Here is a 25,236-nt window from a genome sequence, read left to right on the forward strand (position 1 = left end):
ATATGTCAGAAAACAAACAGCAGAAAGAAACTATCACAAATAATATTAAAGATAGTGCAGGTGCGGTTTTCCATGCGGCTCATAAAGGGTTGGAAGCTACTGAAAATATAGCAATGGGAACAGTGGATACCACTTCTAAAGCCATTAAGAATCTGACTGGAAATGACAATGATGAAAAGTAAAAAACGCCGTGAAAGGCGTTTTTTATTTTGTTTTGATGATCTTGAAAACCCCTGGCTATGCCGGGGGTTCCAGAGAGCTTAAAGCGTGGTATTAAAAAAACCTCGCTTCCATGATAGGATAAAGTTGGTTTCCCGACCACTTCATTCCATCATAGAAGGAGGTATGCCCTGTGAAGGACATGAACAGTTTAGCACATACAACTTGGAATTGTAAGTATCACTTAGTATTTGCACCGAAATACAGAAGACAGATTATATATGGAAAATACAAAAAGAGTATTGGGCAAATTATTCGAGATTTGTGTGAAAGGAAAGGTGTCATAATTCATGAAGCAAATGCCTGCCCGGATCACATTCATATGTTAGTGAGTATCCCACCAAAGTTAAGCGTATCTCAATTCATGGGTTACTTAAAAGGAAAAAGCAGTCTCATGATATTTGATCGCCATGCCAATTTGAAATATCGATATGGAAATCGAAAATTCTGGTGTCGTGGATTCTATGTTGATACAGTGGGCAGAAACAAGAAGCAAATCCAAGAATACATTAAGAATCAGCTGAAGGAAGATTATATGGCCGACCAGTTAACATTGTTCGAGGAACATGACCCGTTTACCGGACAGAAAAATCGGAAGAAATAAAGAAATTCTTTAGAATTAGTGAGTGAATGTGGTGCAGAAGGGAAACCATTCAGTGGGCCTTTTAGGCCGAGGCCGGTAAGAGAGGCTTCCAGCCGCAGAGCAAACCACCAGTTCACACTGGTGGTTTTGATTTCTGCCAATGTCAAATATTGCTGTATTTGCTTGGAATGATGTGTATCATGTTCAATGAATTCAATCATCAGGTAGTTCAAGGTATAACGTGCCCCTGTGTTGGGACAGTTTGTCTTCCCATTGACTGTGATTGATTCACTAAGCGTCCCATCATTTGTAACCAAATCTTGGACTAATTGACCTCTCGCATGAATGGATTGATTGAGCAAGTCTTCAAAAATGACTGTTGCAGCATAGGCTTCTGACTGTGCATTGTACTCATCGTGAGAAGGAAAAGTGACGGCTTTAACGTGGATTCCTGCACGCAAAATGGTGTTGATCAAATACAAATCCCATCTGTAGATATGGCTGATCATTTGCTTGACTGACCATTTCCTTCCATTATAGGTGTATCTATGTTCTAAGCTTTTCGTTCTTAGATGCTTGAGCAAGTCAGTATACCTTCTCAGACCTTCTGTTACTTGTGAATTATTCATCTAATCCCCCTTGGTGTGTTCCTTTAGTGCTTTAAAGCGGTTGGGGACTGTCCCCGACTGCTTTAAAGTGATAAAGGATATTTAGGGTTTCAGCCAGCCGTTTTCAATTCCTTGGTCGACCCATCTTTCTATTTGATTATAGATAGCCGGCGAGATGTCTTTGATCCAGCTGTTTCGATTCAGGACCTGATGAGAGTAGATTCCATGTTCTTTCCAAGAGATTCCTGAAGTGGCTATGTTAAGCATCAATGGCTGAATGTGATCGATGATATGTGCGAAAACTGCTTCAGGTGAGGACCCTTCTTCGAATTCATCCCAGACAGTCCGGAAGTCTTGCCCGGTCTGATCTGGCAGCATGCCAAATAATCTGTCGGCTGCCTGTTGTTCTCTCTCCTGTTTCTCTTGATAGCCTTGCTCATCAAATGCATATGTATCTCCTGCATCTATTTCCACAATATCATGAAGCAATAGCATCTTTACACTTTTGAATACATCCACACTCTCTTTATGTTCATAGTATTCCCACAATGTCATGGCCATCATGGATACATGCCAGGAGTGTTCCGCCGTATTTTCGTTCCGGCTGCCATCCGATATGTACGTTCTTCTTATAATTTGTTTTAGCTTATCGATTTCCAATAAAAAATCAAATGATTGTTCCATTTGCACGGCTCCCCTTTGGCAACATTGTCTTTTTTCCTATTCCTGTCCTTATAAACCGTTGACAAGATACTTATGTCATATGGAAATTTTATCATAAAATATAACTGCTTGTCAGAGAGGTTATTCCTGCCGGTTTTTAATCATACTAGAAAGGAGAAACCCTATAAGGAGCAATGAGATGGGAGCAATCGAGAGAAATGGTTTTGTATTTGAACCTGAATTCAGTGTGATAAGCCAGAAAGGGGCCATTCATGTCTATAAGAACGGGACCTTTTTAGAGGAAATTGAGTTTGATTTCAGTGGGAAATACCCAGAGCACAATATGATTGAAGAACTTGTAACACATTATTGCTATGAAAATGCCATCCATAGTGAAGGATAGAGAGGAAGGGAAAAGATGAATTTAGAATGGTTTGACAGAGTAAGCGGAGAATTGCAAGATCATCTTGAATCCATATGTAACAAGTATGATCAAGTGGGACAGATGAATATTGATAGAGGTGCCAGACATCCTAGAGTGGAATTCTACGTGGAAACAGAAGACCAGGAAAGGGACTTCTTCTGTACCTTGCTGTTCGATCCTTACAATGATGAATTTTATATGGAATCATATGATATCGACTACGGCCAATCTCTCAAGATCATTCTTCCAGATATAGAGGACATTGTGGATGCTGTGCATGAAAGTCTCCATGATTATTTGAGTATGGAGGAAGTAGATTTCTATGATGAACCAGTTGAATATGATGATCATATCGATTATATTGTTGATGATGAAAATGAAGAGGGGCCGGTTCATTACGTGGTCGATGACTATGATTACGATTACGAGGAGCAGGCAGAAGAGGATGGTATCCTGGAAGAAATCGAGGTTGAGTGGGAGACTCCTGAAGTGACTGCGTTCATTCACGGCGACGAGGTTGAGGTGACGTACCAGTTTGGTATTATCAACGAAACCGGCGATGGGGTCCTGAAAAGGATAAACCGGATCAGGGCAGAGGATGGAAATTTGATTAAAGACGAATCCCATTTTATCTTCAGTAAAGAAGAAGCCAACACAATGATTGCCATGATTGCCAGCCATAGTGATAAGCTGAGTGAGTTTTCATTTGATTGATTTTTTGGGGGCCGCTTTCTCAGCGGTTCTTTTTTCATTATTTATACTATAAAAAATCTTGGGGCAGATAAGAATGTTCCCTGCGTTCAGCTCAAGGCCATGGGTCTTAAGCTGAACCGGCTAGAGAGTTAAAGAGCCTCCTTCTTAAGTCACTTTTCCTTTTGTTCTTTTCTAAGCCTCTTTTCATCCACTGTATCACCGGTTATAGTAAGATGTATTAATACGTTTTAAAGGGAGATGGGTTTATGGGGAATTTTCATTTTTCCGTCCATCAAGTTCTTGCCATTATAGTGGTTACTTTATCTGGAATATTACTCTCAGTCGGAATTGATATTCCTTTGTTCTTTGGCTTTTTGCCAGGCTATTTGATATTAGTTTTTGCTGTGTTATTGAAGGGAGGGAAGCCTGCTGAAGTTTTCTTCATCTCTTGGACGGGTGTTAAGAAAACGAGAGGGGTAATTTATATTTTGCTTCTAGTGAGCTTTCTTCTTCCATCCTGGTATACTTCCGGTGTCATTGACCAGCTTGTTTCCATTGCTTTGCATTTGATTACGCCTGATCATTTTTTTCTGGTGTCTTTCTTCAGTTCCCTTATCTTCTCGATGATTCTTGGAACCTCCGTGGGTACTTTAAGTGCAATTGGGATTCCTATCATGAGCAGTGCACTTGCTTTAGATCTTCCTGCTGCTATTACAGCTGGGGCATTGATTTCGGGTGCGTTTGTAGGAGACAGGACTTCACCATTTTCCAGTTCCCATCAATTGCTTTCCCATACAGTGGAAGTCCCTGCAGGCAGACAGTTCCGGGCATTTCTGCCTACAACATTAGCTGCCATTATCATCTGTGCAGCATTTTACATAGTGATGGATATGAAAACCATTTTCGGGATGACGATTTTCACTCATGAAGCATTTCAATGGAGCGGTGTTTCGATTGTGAAATTCTTACCGCCAATCATCCTGGTTGTTTTTGTCCTTCTCAGGTTTAAAATTTTGTATGCCTTCATCTTCAGCGTTCTAACTGCTATCATTATCTCCTTGTCAAATGGGGCAGATGTCCGCGCGGTAATCAGCTCACTTTGGTTTGGGGCAGAAGGGGCAGGCGGAGGCCTTTCCAGCATGTATTTCCTGTTGCTTTTCTTAGCATTGGCAGGTGCATTCAACGGAGTGCTTGAAGGATACAAAGTCATCCAGCCGCTCCTGGACCGCTGGCTGACGCACTCGAAAGGTTTATTCAATGATTCTCTCAAAACGATCTTTGCGACATTCGTCATTTCATTGATTTCAGCGAACCAAACTCTGCCGATCATCCTAACGGGACGTTCATTTCTGACGCATTGGACTGAAAGGTATGGCAAGCCTGAACTTGCAAGGGTACTGGGAGATTCGACTATGCTCTTTCCGGGAATGATACCCTGGAGTGTATTGGCCATTATGTGCAGTACCATTTTAGGAATGCCGATTCTGGCTTATCTTCCTTATGCTATTTTCTTGTGGTCCCTCCCGGTATTGACCTTGATTCTTTCATTCTATAAACAGTATCGTAAAGGGCTGCGTTATGTAAAAACCGGGAAGCCGGCCATGAACCAAAAAGAGTAATATTTTGTATCTTTTTATGTATGAATAGGGTACTATATTGATGTAAACGCTTATGAAGGGAGCGGGACTATGCGTCTGAACCAGCAATTGCATGAATTTTTCATGAATAATACAAAAGAGATGAGTGAAGAATGGTATCAATCGATTGATAAAGGCAGTTCATCAGGAATCTATACAACAACAGACCTAGACTCTATCAATCAATTAAAAGACCAGAATCATGAATTCTATGTGAATATGGCCAATCTATTTGTTGAAGAAAAAGAGATTTTCTTTGAAAAGTTCAATAAATGGATACATAAAATTGCAAACGATGGTGCCCATATTGATACCCCAATTCACAATGTAATACGGGAATTTCTGAGAGTAAGGGATCAGTACTTCGCTTATATCACTCAATTTACAATAGCTATAGATGAAAATATTGAACAGCAAAGGATTGACCATTGGAAGGGTCAAATTCAGAATGTAATAGATCATGTTGTGCTTCAGTTTGTAGAAGGAACACATAATGCTTCAATAAAGCAGCTGCGGGCCCAGCAGGAGATGATTAACGAACTGAGTTCTCCAGTTATCTCCATCAGTTCTGATAGTGCACTGCTTCCGCTTGTCGGGGATATAGATACGGCCAGGGCAAAGGTTATCCTGGAAAATACTCTGCAGCAATGTACGGTTAAAGAAGTAGACCGTCTATTCATTGATTTATCCGGGGTTGTCATTATTGATACAATGGTGGCACATGAGATTTTTCAATTGATTGATGCGCTCAGCCTTATCGGGGTAAAGGCAACTCTTTCCGGAATCCGTCCGGAAATTGCGGTAACTGCCGTCCAGCTGGGGATTCCCCTTGACAGGATTTCCATTGAATCCACCTTATCGAATTCCATTGCCAAAAGTGTCGGCTCGATGTCGCCAAAATAATAAACAAACAGCCCGTGGATCACATGACTGGTCCGCGGGCTGTTTGTGTGTTGACTAATATTAAATTCAAAATTTGCCAATGTATTTTTGCATTGATTGGTGGATCTTAATGGTTAGCGAGACCCGTGTTTCAACTCCGACAAACTGCCCTCATCGATTTTTGATTTTCCTAAGCGGATTCCGCCAAATGGAAAACATGAGGACATCGTTTATAACTGCTCTTAAAATATTATAATAAGAAGAAACATACAAGCTCTAAACTGTCTTTTCCTGCTCTTGGACTGCAACAGGAGAGGGCTGGTTTCTTGCAGCCATTTTATCGATCAGTACATAAACCAAACCGGCTGCCATACATCCAATCCCCAGCATTGTAAACATTACATTTCCAAGTGAACGGTCAAGCAGAAAACCTGAAATGAGAGGCCCGACAGCTCCACCCAATATCCATTGAAGGCCAGAAGCCCCCATATAAGTGCCTCGCAAATGTTCAGGAGCAATATTTGAGATGAATGTCATTTGCACAGGACTGATCAGCATTTCTCCAACGGTGTAAACTCCATAGACAGCCAAAAGGATGACCATCATCGTGACGTATTCACTTTGTTGGGCATAAAAGAAGGATGGGAACCATGCGATGGCTATTTGGCCAAGCCCAAATAAGAATGCCCCTAAAAGCATAACGGACCCAACTTTCCTCTTTCCGGCCCAGCTGGAGATGGGAAATTGGAATAGCACGACTAATAAACCATTGAAGGCCATCAGGTAAGGGAACGGGTTTTTCTCTGCCGGAATGTGCTTCAATTCATTATCAAAATGAAGTGGAAGCATACCCTCCGTTTGGGAAAAGCTCATGGAAATAACAACACCTGTCAGTACAAAGGCCAACAGAAGCTTATCCTTCAAAAGCACTTGTAAAGGGGAGGGAAGGTTCTCATTTCCCTGCTCTTCCTGCAGATCCGATTCATTTCGTTCACGCTTGGGAAGACTTTCATAGATAAACAATGCCACGACAACCGAGTAAATGAAAACAGACCCAGCTGCTATCATAAAGATTACCGACTTTGAAAAAACAATGATGGAAGCACCAATCAATGGACCCACCGCTGCCCCGACGTTATGCCCCAGCCTTAAAAGTCCGAATGCTTCCGTCCTTTTATCTGGTGCTGTTACATCTGCGACCATAGCAGATGCTGCGGGGTGGAAAAGGGAATTAAAGAATCCCATGAATGCTGAAAGAAATATAAATGCAATAAACGTATCAAAGAAAACAAACCCAAGCATGACAAAACTGTTTCCCAGCATAGAAATCACCATAATCGGTTTTCGGCCATATACATCGGCCAGCTTTCCGCCGAGCATAGTTCCGACTACTGAAGCAATCGGCGCAACAGCCATGACGACTCCAACCAGCCATAAGGAATCGACTTTGTCCTTAAGATAAAGTGCAAAGAACGGCATAAGCATCATGAAGGCAATACCGTTGATTGCTTCACCGGTAAAACGGATCCATACATTTCTATCCATATCTTTCAATTGTCTAAATGAATTCAATCATTTCACCTTCTCTCTAACATACTCCATCGTATATAATAACCGAAAAATAGCTATATTGGATATTTTTTGAATAATCTTTTAATTGAGTGGACCCTCTGCAGATTCTTCCGTATAGTGTACTAAGAAGTGGAGGTGAAAATTGGGGTGAAATATGTTCTTTCCTTTTTGTTGTTTTTCTTCTATTGGGTTGCCACACGCTTTTTGGGAAACATGATCAGGGAATACGGTATGAACACATTTATCTTATATCCTTATACCATCTATTTTGTTACCATCCAGTATTTAATCGGTGGAATGCTGTTGGGGATTCCTTCTTTATTAAGATACAGAGACAATCCAGGGAACTGGAAGTTTGATTACAAGAAATTTGCAGGTGCCGGCATCCCGGCATTGTATGTGGGTTTGCATTCGCTTTTTTATTTTTTCACTCCCTTCATGACACTCCCTTCCTTTTTTCATTTAAGCATATCCCTTCAGGAACCAATGCTGATTCTGTCGGGTTTCATATTATTATCCAGTTTTTATAAAGAAAAGGGCAGAATCTCCACCAGCTCTTCAATTTGAGAATCCAGTCCTGGTTTAGTACAATCTACGAATAAGATACAAGAAAGTGGTGTTCAAATTGAAGAGGATCATTGTTGTTGGCGGGGGGATTCTGGGAGCTTCTACTGCTTACCATTTGGCAAAGGAGGGCGCTGAGGTCCTAATGGTTGACCAGCACCATCCCGGGCAGGCTACTGATGCAGCTGCAGGAATTGTATGTCCCTGGATTTCCCAACGGCGCAATAAAGCCTGGTACCGCCTGGTGAAGGGCGGCGCCCGTTACTATCCTTCCCTGATAAAGCAATTAGAGGAAGAAGGGGAAACCGAGACTGGATACAAAAGAGTAGGAGCATTGAGTCTCCATAAGGATGAAGACAAGCTGAAAAAAATGGCCGAGCGTACCATAAAGAGGCGGGAGGATGGTGCCCCTGAAATTGGCGAGGTGAAAATATTGTCCAATGAAGAGACCAAAAAACGATTCCCGTTATTATCTGAGGAGTATGGGTCTGTATATATAAGCGGTGGAGCCCGGGTGAATGGAAGAGCGCTGAGGGATGCGCTAATAAATGCTGCGATTAAAAATGGGGCACGATTGATTCATGGAAAAGGTTCCCTGCTTACTGATTCCACCAATAAGGTCATTGGCATTGAGCTGGAAGGGGAACACCTCCTGGCAGATGAAGTAATTCTTACTGGAGGCGCCTGGGCTTCAGAGCTGATTAGGCAGCTGGGTATTGACTTCCAAGTTTCCTTTCAAAAGGCACAGATTCTCCATATTTGTATGGAAGGAATGGAAACAGAGGACTGGCCGGTTGTCATGCCGCCTACTAATCAATACCTCTTAAGTTTTGCTGATGGCCGCATAGTAGCGGGAGCCACACATGAAGACAATACTGGCTTTGATGTACGCCCGACAGCAGGCGGCCTTTATGAAATACTGGAAAAGGCTATAAGTGTTGCACCAGGAATGCAGAATGGCACGATTTTAGAAACAAGAGTAGGATTCAGGCCTTATACACCGGGGTTTCTGCCGGTAATCGGAATGGTTCCAGGATATAAGGGAATCTTGCTGGCGAATGGTCTTGGCGCATCCGGCCTTACGAGCGGGCCATACCTTGGCGCCGAGCTTGCGAGGCTGGCACTGGGCAAAGAAACAGAATTGGATTTGGAAGATTATCCCGTTTCTGGAGCTGTAGATGTACGAACAGAATAAGGAAATGTTATCGGACAAAAAAATGAATAAGTAAGAAATGGAATATACACTTATCACACATAAAAAGGTGAACCTTGTATGAAAATAAGGTAAATATATTTTCTGAAAGGTTTTAAAATGAGTATTATCATATTGGTTATATATATAGTGGCAGGAATTAAATACGGGAATTGGTCAAAATTTGATCATTTTTATCCCACCATCCTCTATTTTGTCATAGGTGACCTGTTATCACAGTTCCTGCTTTTTAATCACTCTCTATGGCTATTCCACCCCATGGATAAAATAGATCGGCTCTTTTATTTAAATCATACTTTTATTGCCTTGTCTAAAATGGCTATCCAATATTCAGTGACGGTTGCTATCTTTATTGGAAGGCTGCCGGACACATTGATAAAACAAGTGCTATGGGTGTTTTTTTGGACAGGGATTTATGGCTTGAACGAATTAATCACACATTTATATGGTAGTTTGACCTATCACAGAGGCTGGAATTTTGGATGGGACATTGTTTTTAATATCATCATGTTTACTTTGCTGATCATCCATTATAAAAGACCTCTTTTTGCTTGGGCGTTATCAGTACCGATCATCGTCACCCTGTGGTTGATTTTTGATGTGCCTGCAGATGTCATAAAGTGATACCAATCAGCGGAGCCCCTTTATAAGTAACAGTTTATTTTCGAATTTCCACTTAACTAATTGGCTGAGTTGATGGCCGCAAAAACAACAAGAAGATTTCATAAAAAATGGTCAGTGGCTGATGCCTCTGATCCATCTTTTTTAGGGGACCATTCTTGATTATTGACGCTTTTGAATACGAATTTGAACAGGAATGGCGACACTCATTCTCTCCCTGACAAGATAGAAAACATCTAGCAGCCAGGTGGAAATTCCGGATCTTGGGATTTTCTCATGGCAGCATTCTTTGCGAAAACTGCCTCATTAATTTGTCATTCTGGAACACTCGAAAATGGAACCCTTAACTTTATAAGGGCTTCTTTAAAGTATGGTGCTGTGGATGGTGGGCTAACGTGTCGAATAATGGTTTAGGGAGAGGAATCATCTTGCTCTTTTTAGATTTGTCTTCATAAGAGTTGTAAGAAAACACCTGTTTCTCCTGAGATGAAATAGTCAACTGCAAGATAAACGGGTTCCATTCTCCTTTCATCTCCAAATGAAGGGAAAATGGAAACAAGTTAAGAGTGTATATAGTATAGACATTTCCGAGAAGCTGTCTTCTGGAGTACTTCGTTTTCTCATGTCCCTTGATGAGTGCAACCAACTCATGAAATTCAATCTTTTCGTGCAGGTGGTCCTTGATCATCGTACTTATATCACTGGATACATGTTTAGATAAACTTCTTATCTTTTCAACGAATTCAGTCATCGTATTCCTCCTTTTTACTAAATTACCCTTTGAAAAAATTATCATTCATAAAAGACCCCGGTAAGGCGAAGCGATGTTTTATGTTCCTATTCACAGGGAAGAGAAAAATATATTTCAACTATTTGGAGGGGTAGACTTATGACAGAAAAAAGACCAGAATCAATACCTGGACAGGAACAAAGCCATCAGCCTGGATTAGAATCCGATATGAATCCAAGACCTGATTTCACTGGCAACCTTGCCGGAGTGGCAAAAAGGTTAAATGGTAAAACTGCATTGATTACTGGAGGAGACAGCGGCATCGGAAGAGCTGTCTCTGTTGCCTATGCAAAGGAAGGTGCAGATGTAGCAATCGTTTATCTTGAAGAAGACAGTGATGCAAAGGAAACAAAGGAATATGTGGAAAAAGAGGGAGGGAAATGCATACTGATCCCTGGAGACATTGCGGACGAAGAATTCTGTCAGAAGGCTGTCCAAAAGACGGTTGAAGAATTCGGCAAGCTGGATATCCTGGTTAATAATGCAGGTGAGCAGCATCCTCAGGATTCTATTGAAGATATAAGCAAAGAACAGCTGACAAGAACATTCGAAACAAATATTTTTTCCATGTTTTATCTGACTAAAGAAGCACTGAAGCACATGAAGGAAGGCGGGGCGGTCATCAATACCTCTTCCATCACGGCTTATCAGGGAATGCCGTCACTGATAGATTATTCTGCAACCAAAGGGGCGATTACGACATACACAAGGTCACTTTCACAGTCACTGCTCGATCGCAAAATCAGGGTAAATGCAGTAGCACCCGGCCCAATTTGGACGCCTCTTATCCCATCTTCCTTCTCAGAAGATAAGGTAGAAGGATTCGGATCAGATTCAGTGCCGGTTCCAATGAAGAGACCGGGGCAGCCTGCAGAACTTGCAGGAAGCTATGTATTCCTTGCCAGCGAAGATGCTTCCTATATCACCGGACAAATGATTCATGTGAATGGCGGGACAATTGTAAACGGGTAAAATCAAGGCACTTCCAGTTAACTGGAAGTGCCTTTGTTGTGAGTTTGAAAAATCATCTCGATGGAAAAACAGGTAGTAAGAGATATACAATCATTATAAGGCTTCGAGAAGGAGGCATTCGGATGTTCATCGTATCGTTATTGGCAGGTATTGGCCTTTTGATCTTCGCATTTTATGGACTGAAGGGAAAAAATACTGAAAATGTGCAAAATAAAATTGTGAAGATAGGTTTTATCCTGCTGGGGATAGTGCTTGTCTATGCAGGGATCATCGATATCATCTCTATGTTTACCGATCCAGCTGGTTATATTGAACAGAGAAGGTGAGAGAGAATTGAAAGAGAAACTATATTATCATGATCCATATCTTCGCCAATTCAAATCAAAATTGATGTCACAACAGAAAAATGAAGACGGAAGATGGTTTGCCGTCTTGGAAAAAACGGCTTTTTATCCAACAGGAGGCGGGCAGCCTTTTGATACAGGTGTACTGAACAACAGCACCGTCCTAGAAGTCGAGGAAGTAGGTGGGGTCATACGCCACTATCTCGACAGTCCTCTCGAAACAAATGGTGAAATAACAGGGGAAATCGACTGGACAAGAAGGTTTGACCATATGCAGCAGCATGCAGGGCAGCATATCCTTTCTGCAGGCTTTGCGGATCATCTTGGATATCAAACCGAGAGTTTTCACCTTGGAAAAGCCCTTTGTACCATTGATTTGAACACTCCTGAATTAACTGAAGCAGAAATCCTGCTAGCGGAGGAGCTTGCCAATGAAGTGATTTTGAGGAACTTGCCGATACACACAAAATGGGTAAACAAAAACGAGGCTGGCCAATTCCCGCTCAGAAAGGAACTGACAGTGGAGGAAGACATCAGGCTGGTCATCATACCTGAATTTGACTATAGCGGCTGTGGAGGCACGCACCCCCGGTCTACCGGTGAAGTAGGGCTTATTAAGATTCTGGGCAGGGAAACGCAAAGAAAAAATACAAGAATTACATTTGTTTGCGGACAGCGTGTTGTAGAGCAGCTTCATGAGAAAAACGCCACTTTAAAACAACTCACGGGAATAGTGAATGCTCCTCCAACAGAAATGGTGTCAGCTGTTACGACGCTTATAGAAAACGCAAAGAAAACGGAGAAGCTCCTCGAGGAGGCACGGCAGACAATCCTCACTTATGAAGCAGAAGATCTTGTTCAGTCATCAGTGGATATACCCGGGGCCAAACTGGTGAAAAAAGTCCTTCAAAACCGTTCCATGGCTGAAATGCAGAAAGTGGCCAGAACGATTCTCCAAGATCATGAAGTGGTCGTCTTGTTAGTGAGTGAAAATGGCGATAAGCTGCAATTTGTGTTTGGCGCTGCACCATCCTGCCAAAAAAATATGAAGGACCTCATCGGGATTGCCCTGGAGATCACGAACGGAAAAGGAGGAGGAAATTCGTATTTGACTCAAGGAGGAGGCAGTGCCGTTATGACCGGCGAAGAGTTGCTGAAGCGATTGGTGGAGAAACTATAAATTTTTAAAAGATTTAAGGGGATAGGTGAAATTGATTGATGTTGAAACGGGTTAAGAGCCCTTTTATTGTGATGCTAGTGGCCTTAGTTTAGTTGCTCAAAAAATAAAGGGTGGGTAAAGAGCGCCTTTGGTTTTACCTTAGCGCTTTTTGGTTCACCGCCGCGCCGAGGTGTTGAGCATCTGAAGAGAAAATCGCCTGACCCTTTTCAAAGACCAAAATACCCTTGAAAAAGATCGGTCAGAGGCATCTGCCACTGACCGTTTCTGTGTAATTCATCCTGAGATTTTTATCCCAGTATGGCTATGAATTTCCTTGAAAAAATTACGGTTTGTACACGAAAACAAAACCGGTTACGTTAGTAAGCCTATGCTGACTATGCCTTCCTCACTTCAGCCACTCATCGACCTGCTTGCGGTTTTCCTCGATCCACGTTTTTGCCCCTTCAGCAGGGTCACCGGCATCTTTGATGGTCGCCATCAGGCTTCCAAGGGATTCATCATCCATTTTCCAGTTATCCATCCATTTAATCACGTCAGGATGATCCTCTTCAAAGCCTTTTCTAGTCATATAGTGAATATCATCCGCTTCTCCATACACCTTCTTTGGATCTTCGAGATATTTTAGGTCATACTCCGAGAAAGCCCAATGAGGATTCCAAAGGGTGACCACGATCGGCTCCTTGTCTTTATAGGCTTTGGATAATTCAGCCATCATGGCAGGACCGGAACTTGTAACTAAATCCAGTTCAAGTCCATATTCTTCGATTGCATCCTTCGTCGTAGATGTTAAGCTTGCTCCTGGATCAATACCGACAATCCTGCCGCCGAACTCATCTTTTCTATCATTCAGTTCATCAATACTCGAGATATCTTCCATATAAGAAGGGACTACCAGCCCGAGTCCTGTATTTTCATACCAAATTTCATGTATAGTAAGTTCTTTTTCATATTTCTCCATAAGAGGTTTATCCGTATTAGGGAGCCAGACTTCAGGAGCGATATCCAGTTCATCCCTTGTGATTCCCAGCCAAACAGGTGCTTTTTCCATTGACTTTAACTCAACTTCATAATCTTTCTCTTCGAGGATCACTTTCCACATATTAGAGACGGCAACATTTTCAGCCCAGTTATTCAGCCCGATGACAAGCGATTTGCCTCCTCCATCTTCACTGCCATCATTGTTACAACCGGTCAGCAGAACCCCTGTGGAAATTAACCCCAAAACGATTAAGTCTAATACTTTCTTCATTCCCTACACCTCAAATTTCAGTTAGTATTTTGAGTTATTATTTCCTGCTGACAGATCAATATGCAAAGTTAAAGGTTGAATGTGTCAGTAAAATTAAAAAATTTCTTCTCTTTTACATGTAGATACAGTATAATCAACTGTATTAAGACACGTAGTACACTGCATACAGATCGGAGGGTATTGATGTTCGAATTAGATTTGCGCAGCCGAAAGCCGATATATGAGCAGCTTGTTGACAAGCTTAAAGAATTGATAATCAGTGAAATAGTAAAGGCAGATGAACAATTGCCCTCTGTCAGAACCCTTGCAGGGGACCTGACCATCAATCCTAATACAATTCAAAAAGCGTATAGAGAACTAGAAAACCAAGGCTATATATACTCTGTGAAAGGAAGAGGCAGTTTTGTGAACCCAGCCGCTCTTACCCAAAATTCCGAAAAAGTGAGCAAAGTTCTTTCGGACTTGGAAAAGTTGATTGCAGAAGGTATGTATCTTGGTATCACGGCAGAAGACATCATCGAAATTATTCGAAAAATCGAAAAGAATGCGGGAGGGGGAGTACACCTTGATTAAACTTCATAATGTATCTAAGCGGTTTGGCAGGACTGAAGGAGTCCAAAACGTATCCCTGTCGATTGATAAAGGGTCAGTTTACGGCCTGCTTGGTTCCAATGGAGCTGGAAAAACGACACTTCTGAAAATGTTAAGCGGTATATACAAGCCTGATAGCGGAGAGGTAAAGATTAGTGGGGACATAGTGTTTGAAAATCCTGCTGTTAAACAGAGAATCTTCTTTTTGCCTGATATCCCTGCTTTTTTGCCGCAATATAACACGAAGCAAATGGCTTCTTTTTATAGCAGTATTTATAAGCGATGGGATCAAGAAAGGTTTCTTGAATTAGTGAAAATACTTGGTATTGATCCAGGCATTAAGATACATAAATTCTCCAAAGGGGTCCAAAGGCAGGCAGCGTTCCTGCTTGCGTTAGCATGCAGGCCGGAAGTGTTGATATTGGATGAGCCTGTCGACGGGTTGGATCCGGTCGTCCGCAAGAAAATTAAATCGATTTTGATGGAGGAAGTGGCGTTAAGTGAGTTGACCATCTTGATTTCATCCCATAACTTAGAGGAAATTGAAGACCTTTGTGATCATGTGGGAATTCTGCACGAGGGCCATTTCTTAGTTGAAAAGGAATTAGATGAATTGAAGTCCGAATTTCATAAAATTCAGATCGCCTTTCGCCAGCATCCTCCTGAAGAGTTCTTTGCCAGGCTTCATGTCTTGCAGAAAGAGCAGAGGGGAAGTGTTTTTTCCTGCATTGTGAAAGGTGAGCGTGAAGAAATAGAAGCAGCAGTAAGTGAATACAAGCCTGTTATCTTTGATCTTCTTCCATTGACACTTGAAGAAATTTTTATACATGAAATGGGGGATGCTGGCTATGCCGTCAAGGACATCTTGGGTAAATAAAGAAATTATTTCCCTCATTCTCAGAAATACCGGCTGGATAGGTATCGTTTATACGGTTGGACTTCTATTTGCTTTACCATTAAACATAGGGATGATGGTTTCCAGTGATGAATCTTCCTATCTATTTACATATGGACACATGTTCCAGGTGAACTTTGTCCTTCAAGCCGGATTAATGATGGTGATCCCTGTACTATTATCGATTTTTTTATTCCGCTATCTGCATGTCAAACAGCATGCGGATATGATTCACAGCCTGCCGATCAAGCGGAAGAAGCTCTTTATTCAGTTTTCGGCTGCGGGGTTGATTATGCTGTTGATCCCCGTTCTGATAACCGCTGTCGTTATGATCATGATCACCTTAACGAATGATCTGGGTCCGAACTTTCAAGTTGCAGATATAATCAACTGGTCCATGCTCACGTTTCTGATGACCCTTTTATTTTATACTTCCGGAATAACCGTTGCTATGATGACGGGGCTCTCAGTTGTCCAGGCTGTAATGACCTATCTGCTGCTGCTGTTTCCTTCAGGGATATATGTACTGTCCGTCCTTAACTTGAAGAATTTCTTATATGGGTTCCCCCAGGACTATTTTATGGCAGTACAAACGGAGAATTTCTCACCGGTGATCAAGGCAGGGTTATTTAATGAAGTTCAACTTTCCTCTTGGGAAGTTGTCATTTACCTTGTCATCATAATTGGGCTGTGGCTGCTGGCTCTTTTCTTATACAAAATGAGAAGGATAGAATCAGTTTCACAGGCACTGGTGTTCCCTGTTCTTCAGCCCATTTTTAAATTTGGATTGATAACAAGCGTTATGCTGCTTTCAGGCGGATATTTCAGTGAAATGCAGAATACGTTAAGTTGGACACTCTTTGGTTATGCCATTGGATTTGTCATTGGCTATATTCTTTCTGAAATGGTATTGCAAAAGACTTGGAGAATTGTTTTAAAAGTAAAAGAAGTGGCAGTCTTTGCTCTATTTATAGCAATCATCGCCGTGTTCTTTCAATTCGGATTTAGAAATTATGTAACCTATATACCTGATTCAAATGAGATTGATAAAGTCTACTTCAATGATCATATTTATTCCTATTTAAATGAATACGAAGAGGAACCGGTCAGGTATTTGAAAAATGAGGACAATATCATGAATGTAAGAGAACTGCATAAAGCTGTGATTTCTAATAGGGACAGCAAAGGGCAGCATCCATTATACATTGTCTACGAATTAAAGAATGGTAAAAAAATCGTCAGAAGTTATGAAATCAATCGTGACCGTTTTGATTCTTTATATGAATCGATCTATGAATCTGTTGAATACAAAGAATCCACGAACAGGATTCTAACCATTGATTCGGAAAATGCAGATAAGTTAACGATAACAGCACGGGGCCCGCATAATAAGCAAGTATCCATCACGGCCTCTGATTTATTAAAAGAGGGGATAGATGTCCTTAAAAAAGAGGTGCTGGATGAATCCTATGAGAGCATGATAGATCCATCAGAAACTCTCTATGAAATGGAACTTCTCCTGTCTAATGACCGGAGAGTTTATATGGAGTGGAAGCCTTCCTATAAAAATTTTAAAGAGTGGCTGATCGACAATGGCCTTTTCAACCAAGTGAAAGTGACAGCTGATGACGTTTCAAAGATTCTTGTTTTTAAGAGGGAGGACCATCAAGCTGTATCCGGGCTGGAAGTGGATTTCCATGAATCTATTTCAAAGCTGGAAGAAGAGGGGAAAGCCATGACCATTACGTCGGACCAGCAGGTTGAGGACTTATTGAAAATGACTTCCTGGACAATGGAAAGTGATTATATGGCTGCTTTCTATTTTAAAGGAGAGGAATATCCCGATGTAAAAGGCATTACAGCTAAAGAAGCTCCTGATTATATAATAGACCGCTTTGAAAAATAAGAGAGAAAAGGGGGGAAGTTTTCTTGACAGTCGATTTCGAGTATTTATATATACATTATCAAAAGCTGGTGTATCATATCGCATTCCGAATTACAAAGGATGGCAGTTTATCAGAAGATATTGTTCAAGAGACATTCATTAAGGCTTATAAGAAAATCGACACCTTGATCGATGAGAAGAAGGCAGGAGCCTGGCTGTCTTCCATAGCCACTCGTACAAGCATCGATTTTATCCGGAAAGAAATCAGGACCAGGGAGATACTGATTGATCCATTCAATATCGAAATAGATTGCTTAGTGTCATCGACACGGGAAGAGGTCGAGCAAGCAGTTGATGTGACCTTGCTGAAAGAGGAACTTGCCACTGAAATCAGGCAATTGCCATTAGCGCAGCAGGAAGTCTTTCTGCTCCGGGTAGAGTATGGAATGAATGAAGAAGAAATTGCCCAAAGGCTTGATTTGAAAAGGAGTACAGTAAAAACAAGATTTTTCAGAGCCAGAAGAAAGTTAAAAAACTTATATATCCTGAAATACAGTGCGTAGAGGAAAGGGGTTTTCTGATAAGGAAAACTCCTTTTTTTGGATTCTAGAAAATTTTAAATCATCAATTAAAAAGAAAGTATTGACTTTTCCCAAAATTCACCATAATATTTTACATGTGTTAAGACTTGTTACATTTTTGTAACAATAAACATCATTTAAACGGATCCATTTTTTGTTAAAAATGGTTCGACTATTTCAAAAATAACCAATAAAGGATGTTACGATGAAAGAAAAATTAAAAGCTTTTGGACCGCCGCTCCTAGTCATCATAGCTCTTCTCGCAGCATTATATTTTCATCAGCTATCCGCAATGACAAAGCTTCCGAATGAAGATTGGAGCAGATCGATTGCCCTTGATTATGAAGGAAAAGAGATGCCGATAACGTTTCAGCGAGAAAATGAACTTTATCTTACAAATTTGGATAAGGTAAGAAAGTTTGTCTTTGAGGAGGGTCTTGCTGTTGGAAGTGCTGAAGAAATTTCTATGGATGTACCAAGAGGATATCCTTTTTGGACAGACGGAGAAAGCTTCATTACATTGTCAAAAGGAGACTTAACATTAACCCGGGATCGTGAATCAGAAATTATCGACAATAATGTCACTGGCATTGCAACAGAAGAAGAAAGAATACTTTATTGGAAAAGTGAAACCGTTTATACATATGATTTAACCAGCAAGGAAACCAAAAAAATACATACATTCACAAATGAGATTACGGATATTGTATTTGGCAGCAGCGGAAGTTACATGATTGTCCATCAAAAAGATGATGCGAATGCCGAGGTTTTCCTGGCAGATGCTGGAGGCAACTTGATGGAAAAACCGATCTTGTCAGTGAAAAATTCAAGATATGACCAGCTTGGCAGCCTGGTATTTAACGTTGAGGACGATGAGTTGACAATCGTTTACGGCAGACAAATGAGAACGGGCGGTTCCCTTTCTTTCAATATGTTTAAAGCGACAGGGAATGTCAGTGAACTGGAATCCAAGCCGTTGGCAGTAAAGCAATTGGAATTTATTAATGAAGAAAACAACAGCAGACTGCAATCACCAGATTATGCTTCGCTAGTATCATTGAATGGGGACCTTCAGCTGGTTTTTACTGCAGAGGGCCAGCGTGTTGGGGACAACAGTGACATGCGATTATATGCAGGAGCTTTGGAGGCAGGTAACCAAGTTGCAGCAAGGCCGGTCAATACTAATAATGATGTCGCTCAAAATCCTATGAGAATCAATGAAGAGTCATTGCTCTGGATTTCATTCAATGGGGATTATTACAAGCTATATGGAGCTTCGCAAAACGAGAACGTGAAAGCCGAGAGTATTAAGCTGACAGCAGAGGAGTGGAAGCTCAGTGCGTATAATTCTTTCTTGATGCTTTTCAGCAGTATGGTCACAATCCTGACTTCATTTTATTGGTACTTGCCATCGCTGACACTTTTGTTATTGCTGTATATTTTAAGGCCGAACATCTTTGAGAAAGACGACATCAACTGGGTGGAATATGCTTCCATTCTGCTATTCATCTTGATGCCGTTTACTTATATGAGTAAAGCTATGAATCCAGATTTCTATGAGATGGCACCATCTTACTATACTTTTAATAACAGTGGTATCATACTGTTGATCATCATCAGTATCCTTTCGGCCGTCGTATGGAAGATTGGCAGGCACCCTGATTGGGGTACGTTCGCAGGTGTATTTTACTTTATGCTTGTCTATATGCTGTTTTATATCTTCTCGGTTGGTCCGTATATTTTCAATCTATTCTAAAACTAGATGCCCGGTATGTAACTGCCGGGCAGTATGAATATGGCGGTGAGAATCATGGGAACATTATTCTTGTACAGCGATCAGGTGATAGAGGGAAACAGGGTGATTGATCAGCAGCTTTTTTCATCCTTTGAATCCGGAAGCCCCTTCATTGCTTATATTCCAAGTAATGGAGACCCTGACCGTTTACATTATCATCATCAATTAAACTATTATCAACAGTATGGTTTGGAAAAATTACTTTTAATGGATATAACGGAGGAGCTGGACGAAAGGTTATTGAATGAGGCTGGACAATGTGATGCCATTCATTTATCAGGAGGAAATCCGATTTTATTTCGGGAGAGCCTGCTAAGAAGCAGAGTCGGCTCTTTTCTTGTTGACTACTACAATAGGGGTGGAACATTAGTAGGTGTAAGTGGAGGAGCGGTTCAATTTGGGATAAGCACAGCTTTATTTAAACTATTCCAGCATGGCCTTTCTCATGCACTTGAAAACGATCCGGAGCTTGGAACATTAAACTTGACGGCATTCGAATTTCTCCCTCATTATAATCGCTGGTCCGACTCTTTTAAAAAATCCGTTGAAGTATATACCAAGCTAACCAACCGGCTTGTGTATGCTGCGGATGATGGAAGCGGGATCGTAGTGAAGGGTGAGGAGCTTGCCTTTATCGGGAACATAAAAAAAATACAAAAGGGCAGAACAGTACAAGTTTAATTATTGCATAATAGGCAGTCTGTCAATTACAGGCTGCCATTTTCTTTCTTATTAATTTTTTCTATCTCTATCCTTTTTTCCCTTTAAAATGTTTCGCGTCCATCCTTTTTTATGAAGCCAGAAGAATATGACAGCAGATGAAATCAGAATGATCGATAGTGCAAGGGGATATCCATATTTTTCGTTCAATTCAGGCATATACTTGAAATTCATTCCCCACAATGCCCCAAGAGCTGTAATAGGGGCTGTAATGACTGTGAAAACAGTCAAGGTTTTCATGATTTCATTTCCACGGTATTCAACCAGTGTATCATCCAGGCTCATTAGTTTATTTATGGTTCCATTATAATGCTGTATCAATTTGAATATCTTTTGTACTCTTGCATGTACCTTCTCATATTCCAATGTGTTTGTTATGTTTTCTCCGAGTGCTGCCCTTAAAGTCAGAAGGAATTCTTCATATGGGATCAGTATATTTTCCCAGCGGATTAATTTGTGCCGGTAATCGATTAACTGGGAGAGGTGCTCTGTTGTTTTATCCTCTTCTATCTTACGGTGCATCAGTTTGATATGTTTGAAGCTGGGGTATAAATCGATGATGTACCGATCGAGAATTTCATTGATAATAAACAAGAATCCGTCAATTGGCGACTTGCATTGAGCAGTCCTGTATTCAAATTCCTGATCATGAAACCATTCAAATATAGAAGGGGACAAACCGGCTGTTATTAATTTTTCTTTCTTAAGGATGAAATGAATGTCGTCCGTCTCCAGCCTTTTGGTAATGGTTATGGGCAAAGAGCCAATGAAAGTGACATTTCCAGCTTTATCCTCATCTGATAGGGTAAAGTGGTCACTTTGTGCTCCGTGATCCAGAAACCAGTGGTGCTGCTTGAATTTTTCTGATAGATTTTGTTTGAATTCCTCATTAGTAACAGAATCAACACGGGTCCATCCCCATCCTCTATCCATACCCGCCATTGAAATCACACCTTTCAATATTTTTCAAACAGGATTTATTTAAGAAACATTCCCTTTCTTTGTTCAGGTAAAACTTTGGAGGTAAATGCCAATGGTCAGTCTTATATCGTGAGCTTCGTTTTAATAATTGCCGGAAGGGTATTAACCTTCTGAACAATAAATGAAAGGTGGTGTAAAGGTTGAATCCAACGTATGATGACTGTTTAAAGGCATGCCGGGAATGTTTAGATGCATGCAATGCATGCTTTGACAGCTGTTTGCAAGAGCAAGATGTTAAGATGATGGCAGAATGTATCCGCTTGGACCGTGAATGTGCAGATATTTGCTCACTTGCCATCCATGCTATGCAATATAACAGCCCGAATGTAAGTGCCATCATGAAACTTATGGCTGAAGTCTGTGATTCCTGCGGGAATGAATGTAAGAAACATGATCATGATCATTGTCAAAGATGTGCAGATGCCTGCTTTAAATGTGCAGAAGAATGCAGGAAGCTTATTTAACTGAAAAAGCAGTTCCCATCATAGAGGGAACTGCTTTTCTGTGTGCTGGCTGTCCAGTCCGTACGGCGCTGAACGGCCGCTTTCGCTTTAGTCTCATCCAGCTCCAGCGCCTAGCCCTTCGGGGTCATAAGCCAATCCGTCAAGAAGGGTAAAGAACAACCTTCCCGCCGGCTCGTCATATGCCTGTCGGGGCTGATCAAGGCGCTTTCGCTTTAGTTGTAATCCTGATTATATTTCTTTTCGCTTGATGATTGGTCTTTTGTGTTCGATTTTTTTCTTTCTTCTATCTTTTCTTCGCGTATGTCCTCAAGTGGCAGCGGGTCTACATTTTGTTCACTTTCGTATTTATCGAGCATGTTTTCTTTGTCACTATCATATTGTTCGGGGTTATCGAAGTTTTCGAAGCCTTTGCCTTTATTAGTTTTCTCGTCTTTCTTTACCATGAAAATTCCCTCCTGATGGAAATGTATTTAGTTGAAATTTCCCTAATATTCGAAAGGTCAAACACTCATCCGCTTCTTCCTGAAATTACTATTTTTCAGTTTGTAATTTAGGGTAAATAGAAACCAAACCTGTATGAAGGAGTGAATTTATATGAGTAATCAAGGCAGCTGGTATAATTCCAAAAATCATAAGTATGAAACTTGGAAGGACAGACAGGATCGAACGGTGATAAGTAAGAACCTTCTCTATTACGGTGTTCCGTCTATTATAATGGTGATCCTTTTATTTATTGGGGCTTAAAGTTCTGCATACTGAGCAGAACTTTTTTTATGCAGAGAGGCCAAAAGCCAGGCTGCTTTACTGATTCAATAACTTAGGTTACATTAGTAGTATCAATGAAGTGGGGGACCAGTCAACAATGAAAAAATATGACAGTATACATAAGGATCAAATCAATGTTGGAGGACTGGATTTTTCTTGGAACCTGGAAAAAGGGTTGTTCGAATTTGAAGGGGATGACGCAGTCCTTTTTTGGATTTCATCGGCAATGAAATCGTTTTTCGATACTATTGAGGAAGTATCTGGGCAAGAAGCCGCCAAAGTCGTTCTTGAGACAACCGGCTTCAGGCAGGGGCTTGTCGTTGGCCGTTACTTTCAATCATTAAATATGCCTTTGGCGGAAGCGGCAAAAGCAATCCCGGCTACATACGCTTCTGCTGGTTGGGGTAAAATTGAAATCAGCGACTTGGATGAGAAAAATCAATCAGGAGTCGTAAGGTTGAAAGACAGCTGGGAATATAAAATTAACGTAGCACAAGGTAAGCAGCATACAACTACTTTCTTAGCCGGGCATTTTTCAGGAATTTTCTCTGGGTTGTTCGGTTCCAATGTCTGGTTTACTGTTGAAAGGGATCAAATTACAGATGGAGACTTCGGTGAATTCCATTTTGGCCCTTCCAATATAACGATAGAAGAGAATATGCACGACTTGGCAAGGAAATCCGAGTCTGAACGAATAGTGAAATTGGAAAGCATGGTAAAAGAGCGTACCCAGGAGCTGACTGATTTGGTAAAAGAGATTTCCTCTCCGATCATACCGGTTCTTGAAGGCATTGTGGTAGTCCCTTTACTAGGGAAATACGATGAAAACCGGTCTGAAGATTTGATAACAAAAACGTTAAATAACCTTCCAAAACATAAAGCAGACTACCTTGTAATGGATCTTACAGGACTGCATCAATACATCAGCCAATTCACAGTGGAGTTCCTAGGTAAACTGGCCTCTGCAGCTTCGTTGATTGGAACTGAGACAATCCTCGTGGGTATTTCACCAGAACTAGCACAGGAAATAACCGGAACGGATCTGAAATTGTCCCGATTCAGTTGCTTTTCAACATTGAAGCATGGTATTTACTATGCAATCGGCCAGCAGGGCAGGCAGATTTATTAACGGCAGGCGGATTTCCCGCTTGCTTTTTTGTTTTATTCAAACCGATGGAGGGAAAGAAACGGAAAAGGAGGCTGACGTATGGCAAATGATGTTATGGGTATATACAGTTCTCTCGAACAATTACTTACTGATATAAATGTAAGAATTATTGATAAGAATAACGATGTTCAATTCTTTACAGTCGACTCCGATCAGTATCATACTTTGAAAGAAAAGACTTCAATTAAAGGCAGCTTGCTGGAGACTCCTGAACGGAATGGTGACGGCGGAATTCACAGTTTGGCAACAGCATTTGATGAAGATGATGGTTCACTGGAATTAATGAGAATTGAAAAGGTACTCTTGGAACAGGGGTTTTCCCAAGAAGATGCAGCGGAATGCAAGATCTATCTTCATAAAGGCATGATTGTTGTCACTGAAAAGGTTTAACACCTACAAGGGAGTGGTAAGAACCAATTGTAGCTTGATAATACTTTTAGGAGGTTCTACATATGAACAAAACAGATTTAATCAATGCAGTGGCAGAGTCAGCGGAATTAAGCAAAAAAGATGCAGAGAATGCAGTGAAAGCAGTATTGGAAAACATTGAGGATACATTGGCAAAAGGGGAAAAAGTTCAACTGATCGGATTTGGGAACTTTGAAGTGAGGGAACGTTCTGCAAGGAAAGGCCGAAACCCTCAGACTGGAAAGGAAATGGAAATCCCTGCAAGCAAGCAGCCTGCTTTTAAGCCGGGTAAAGCACTAAAAGATAGTGTGAATCAATAATGAATTGAAAGTCCAGCTCTGCTGGACTTTATTTTTTGGTTTCTTCCATAAAAAAACTGCCCATTTAGTAATGGACAGTTTGATTCGATGTAATTACTCTTCCTCCTGAGACGCATCTTCATCCATATCAGGACTGTCAGTGCCATTGTCGCTTCCTTCTGGATCTTCATTTAACATACCTTCATTATCTTCTTCAGATCCAGAATTACCTTCATCTGTTCCCTCGGTGTCTTCGTTCATCGTGCCTTCACTGTCTTCTTCCATATCTGTACCATCAGAAGGATCTGTACTTTCGGGAGTTTCTGTTTCATTCATATTTTCTTCTTCCTGAATCATGTCTTCATTTTCTTGGCCCTCTTCTGAACTACAGCCTGTCATGATGATACCTGCAGCCAAGGGAACCGTTAGAAATAAATTTTTCTTGTTCATTGGTAGCACGCTCCTTAAAA

Annotated in this window: 31 protein-coding genes; 23 read left to right on the forward strand and 8 right to left on the reverse strand. The window is 41.1% G+C overall.

The window, feature by feature from the left end; genetic code table 11:
- Positions 1–2 precede the first annotated feature (2 nt).
- Both AC4E8A_RS09385 and tnpA read left to right on the forward strand, forming a co-directional pair.
- Positions 3–182, forward strand: a complete 180-nt coding sequence (locus AC4E8A_RS09385; RefSeq protein WP_490198177.1) for a hypothetical protein — start codon at positions 3–5, stop codon at positions 180–182.
- A 179-nt stretch (positions 183–361) separates the two neighbouring features.
- Complete coding sequence (tnpA, locus tag AC4E8A_RS09390; RefSeq protein WP_119549773.1) at positions 362–823, forward strand: IS200/IS605 family transposase; 462 nt, start codon at positions 362–364, stop codon at positions 821–823.
- Here tnpA and AC4E8A_RS09395 read toward each other — a convergent pair.
- Complete coding sequence (locus tag AC4E8A_RS09395; RefSeq protein WP_490198178.1) at positions 751–1,431, reverse strand: hypothetical protein; 681 nt, start codon at positions 1,429–1,431, stop codon at positions 751–753. The two genes, tnpA and AC4E8A_RS09395, sit on opposite strands and share 73 nt — an antisense overlap.
- An 81-nt stretch (positions 1,432–1,512) precedes the next feature.
- Positions 1,513–2,094: an HD domain-containing protein gene (locus tag AC4E8A_RS09400; RefSeq protein ID WP_490198180.1), complete on the reverse strand. Its 582-nt coding sequence runs from the start codon at positions 2,092–2,094 to the stop codon at positions 1,513–1,515.
- Between the two features lie 178 nt (positions 2,095–2,272).
- On the opposite strand from AC4E8A_RS09400, the gene AC4E8A_RS09405 reads away from it, so the two are divergent.
- The 4 genes from AC4E8A_RS09405 to AC4E8A_RS09420 all read left to right on the forward strand — a co-directional run bounded on the left by AC4E8A_RS09405 (position 2,273) and on the right by AC4E8A_RS09420 (position 5,730).
- Positions 2,273–2,476 (forward strand): YbxH family protein, encoded by a 204-nt coding sequence (locus tag AC4E8A_RS09405; RefSeq protein ID WP_490198181.1) that lies wholly within the window; start codon positions 2,273–2,275, stop codon positions 2,474–2,476.
- A gap of 15 nt (positions 2,477–2,491) precedes the next feature.
- Positions 2,492–3,211, forward strand: a complete 720-nt coding sequence (locus tag AC4E8A_RS09410) for a hypothetical protein (protein ID WP_490198182.1) — start codon at positions 2,492–2,494, stop codon at positions 3,209–3,211.
- Positions 3,212–3,456: 245 nt separating this feature from the next.
- Positions 3,457–4,809, forward strand: coding sequence for a Na+/H+ antiporter NhaC family protein (locus AC4E8A_RS09415; RefSeq protein ID WP_490198183.1), 1,353 nt, complete (start codon positions 3,457–3,459; stop codon positions 4,807–4,809).
- A gap of 69 nt (positions 4,810–4,878) precedes the next feature.
- Positions 4,879–5,730, forward strand: coding sequence for an STAS domain-containing protein (locus AC4E8A_RS09420; RefSeq protein ID WP_490198185.1), 852 nt, complete (start codon positions 4,879–4,881; stop codon positions 5,728–5,730).
- A gap of 255 nt (positions 5,731–5,985) precedes the next feature.
- Here AC4E8A_RS09420 and AC4E8A_RS09425 read toward each other — a convergent pair whose 3' ends face one another.
- Positions 5,986–7,254: an MDR family MFS transporter gene (locus AC4E8A_RS09425; RefSeq protein WP_490198821.1), complete on the reverse strand. Its 1,269-nt coding sequence runs from the start codon at positions 7,252–7,254 to the stop codon at positions 5,986–5,988.
- Positions 7,255–7,428: 174 nt separating this feature from the next.
- On the opposite strand from AC4E8A_RS09425, the gene AC4E8A_RS09430 reads away from it, so the two are divergent.
- From AC4E8A_RS09430 to AC4E8A_RS09440, 3 genes are all read left to right on the forward strand, one after another.
- Entirely contained in the window at positions 7,429–7,848 is a 420-nt protein-coding gene (locus tag AC4E8A_RS09430) for a hypothetical protein (protein WP_490198186.1), read from the forward strand.
- 58 nt (positions 7,849–7,906) lie between these two features.
- The gene (locus tag AC4E8A_RS09435; RefSeq protein WP_490198188.1) at positions 7,907–9,040 is read left to right on the forward strand and encodes an NAD(P)/FAD-dependent oxidoreductase; all 1,134 of its coding nucleotides are present in this window, start codon (positions 7,907–7,909) and stop codon (positions 9,038–9,040) included.
- 117 nt (positions 9,041–9,157) lie between these two features.
- Positions 9,158–9,682 (forward strand): CBO0543 family protein, encoded by a 525-nt coding sequence (locus AC4E8A_RS09440; RefSeq protein WP_490198189.1) that lies wholly within the window; start codon positions 9,158–9,160, stop codon positions 9,680–9,682.
- Between the two features lie 346 nt (positions 9,683–10,028).
- Here the strand turns inward: AC4E8A_RS09440 and AC4E8A_RS09445 are convergent, their stop codons facing one another.
- Positions 10,029–10,430 carry a hypothetical protein gene (locus AC4E8A_RS09445; RefSeq protein WP_490198190.1) on the reverse strand — a complete coding sequence of 134 codons (402 nt, stop codon included), beginning with the start codon at positions 10,428–10,430 and terminating at the stop codon, positions 10,029–10,031.
- 138 nt (positions 10,431–10,568) lie between these two features.
- Here AC4E8A_RS09445 and AC4E8A_RS09450 point away from each other — a divergent pair, with 138 nt between their 5' ends.
- From AC4E8A_RS09450 to AC4E8A_RS09460, 3 genes are all read left to right on the forward strand, one after another.
- Positions 10,569–11,441 carry an SDR family oxidoreductase gene (locus tag AC4E8A_RS09450; RefSeq protein WP_490198192.1) on the forward strand — a complete coding sequence of 291 codons (873 nt, stop codon included), beginning with the start codon at positions 10,569–10,571 and terminating at the stop codon, positions 11,439–11,441.
- Between the two features lie 122 nt (positions 11,442–11,563).
- Positions 11,564–11,767: a hypothetical protein gene (locus AC4E8A_RS09455; RefSeq protein ID WP_490198193.1), complete on the forward strand. Its 204-nt coding sequence runs from the start codon at positions 11,564–11,566 to the stop codon at positions 11,765–11,767.
- 7 nt (positions 11,768–11,774) lie between these two features.
- On the forward strand, positions 11,775–12,965 hold the full coding sequence (locus tag AC4E8A_RS09460; protein WP_490198195.1) for an alanyl-tRNA editing protein: 1,191 nt from the start codon (positions 11,775–11,777) through the stop codon (positions 12,963–12,965).
- 385 nt (positions 12,966–13,350) lie between these two features.
- Here the strand turns inward: AC4E8A_RS09460 and AC4E8A_RS09465 are convergent, their stop codons facing one another.
- On the reverse strand, positions 13,351–14,214 hold the full coding sequence (locus AC4E8A_RS09465) for a glycine betaine ABC transporter substrate-binding protein (RefSeq protein ID WP_490198196.1): 864 nt from the start codon (positions 14,212–14,214) through the stop codon (positions 13,351–13,353).
- 183 nt (positions 14,215–14,397) lie between these two features.
- Between AC4E8A_RS09465 and AC4E8A_RS09470 the strand changes: the two genes are divergently transcribed.
- From AC4E8A_RS09470 to AC4E8A_RS09495, 6 genes are all read left to right on the forward strand, one after another.
- Complete coding sequence (locus tag AC4E8A_RS09470; protein ID WP_490198197.1) at positions 14,398–14,787, forward strand: GntR family transcriptional regulator; 390 nt, start codon at positions 14,398–14,400, stop codon at positions 14,785–14,787.
- A complete protein-coding gene (locus tag AC4E8A_RS09475; RefSeq protein WP_490198198.1) occupies positions 14,780–15,682 on the forward strand; it encodes an ABC transporter ATP-binding protein in 903 nt (300 codons plus the stop codon). The genes AC4E8A_RS09470 and AC4E8A_RS09475 overlap by 8 nt, the downstream gene beginning before the upstream one ends.
- Positions 15,654–17,606, forward strand: a complete 1,953-nt coding sequence (locus AC4E8A_RS09480) for a DUF6449 domain-containing protein (protein ID WP_490198199.1) — start codon at positions 15,654–15,656, stop codon at positions 17,604–17,606. The genes AC4E8A_RS09475 and AC4E8A_RS09480 overlap by 29 nt, the downstream gene beginning before the upstream one ends.
- Positions 17,607–17,629: 23 nt before the next feature.
- A complete protein-coding gene (locus AC4E8A_RS09485) occupies positions 17,630–18,148 on the forward strand; it encodes an RNA polymerase sigma factor (RefSeq protein WP_490198200.1) in 519 nt (172 codons plus the stop codon).
- Positions 18,149–18,371: 223 nt separating this feature from the next.
- Positions 18,372–19,922, forward strand: coding sequence for a hypothetical protein (locus AC4E8A_RS09490; RefSeq protein WP_490198201.1), 1,551 nt, complete (start codon positions 18,372–18,374; stop codon positions 19,920–19,922).
- Between the two features lie 54 nt (positions 19,923–19,976).
- Positions 19,977–20,642, forward strand: coding sequence for a Type 1 glutamine amidotransferase-like domain-containing protein (locus AC4E8A_RS09495; protein ID WP_490198202.1), 666 nt, complete (start codon positions 19,977–19,979; stop codon positions 20,640–20,642).
- 51 nt (positions 20,643–20,693) lie between these two features.
- Here the strand turns inward: AC4E8A_RS09495 and AC4E8A_RS09500 are convergent, their stop codons facing one another.
- A complete protein-coding gene (locus AC4E8A_RS09500; RefSeq protein WP_490198203.1) occupies positions 20,694–21,623 on the reverse strand; it encodes a CorA family divalent cation transporter in 930 nt (309 codons plus the stop codon).
- Positions 21,624–21,802: 179 nt separating this feature from the next.
- On the opposite strand from AC4E8A_RS09500, the gene AC4E8A_RS09505 reads away from it, so the two are divergent.
- A complete protein-coding gene (locus AC4E8A_RS09505) occupies positions 21,803–22,126 on the forward strand; it encodes a four-helix bundle copper-binding protein (protein WP_490198204.1) in 324 nt (107 codons plus the stop codon).
- Positions 22,127–22,338: 212 nt separating this feature from the next.
- Here the strand turns inward: AC4E8A_RS09505 and AC4E8A_RS09510 are convergent, their stop codons facing one another.
- Positions 22,339–22,569, reverse strand: coding sequence for a hypothetical protein (locus AC4E8A_RS09510; protein WP_490198205.1), 231 nt, complete (start codon positions 22,567–22,569; stop codon positions 22,339–22,341).
- Between the two features lie 151 nt (positions 22,570–22,720).
- On the opposite strand from AC4E8A_RS09510, the gene AC4E8A_RS09515 reads away from it, so the two are divergent.
- The 4 genes from AC4E8A_RS09515 (at position 22,721) to AC4E8A_RS09530 (ending at position 24,787) form a co-directional block, all read left to right on the forward strand.
- The gene (locus AC4E8A_RS09515) at positions 22,721–22,870 is read left to right on the forward strand and encodes a hypothetical protein (RefSeq protein WP_490198206.1); all 150 of its coding nucleotides are present in this window, start codon (positions 22,721–22,723) and stop codon (positions 22,868–22,870) included.
- 118 nt (positions 22,871–22,988) lie between these two features.
- A complete protein-coding gene (locus tag AC4E8A_RS09520; RefSeq protein WP_490198207.1) occupies positions 22,989–24,020 on the forward strand; it encodes an STAS domain-containing protein in 1,032 nt (343 codons plus the stop codon).
- 78 nt (positions 24,021–24,098) lie between these two features.
- The gene (locus AC4E8A_RS09525) at positions 24,099–24,449 is read left to right on the forward strand and encodes a hypothetical protein (protein WP_490198208.1); all 351 of its coding nucleotides are present in this window, start codon (positions 24,099–24,101) and stop codon (positions 24,447–24,449) included.
- A gap of 62 nt (positions 24,450–24,511) precedes the next feature.
- Complete coding sequence (locus AC4E8A_RS09530) at positions 24,512–24,787, forward strand: HU family DNA-binding protein (RefSeq protein WP_490198209.1); 276 nt, start codon at positions 24,512–24,514, stop codon at positions 24,785–24,787.
- A gap of 93 nt (positions 24,788–24,880) precedes the next feature.
- Here AC4E8A_RS09530 and AC4E8A_RS09535 read toward each other — a convergent pair whose 3' ends face one another.
- On the reverse strand, positions 24,881–25,216 hold the full coding sequence (locus AC4E8A_RS09535) for a hypothetical protein (RefSeq protein WP_490198210.1): 336 nt from the start codon (positions 25,214–25,216) through the stop codon (positions 24,881–24,883).
- Positions 25,217–25,236: the final 20 nt, after the last annotated feature.

Source organism: Bacillus sp. SRL337, from assembly GCF_984799155.1.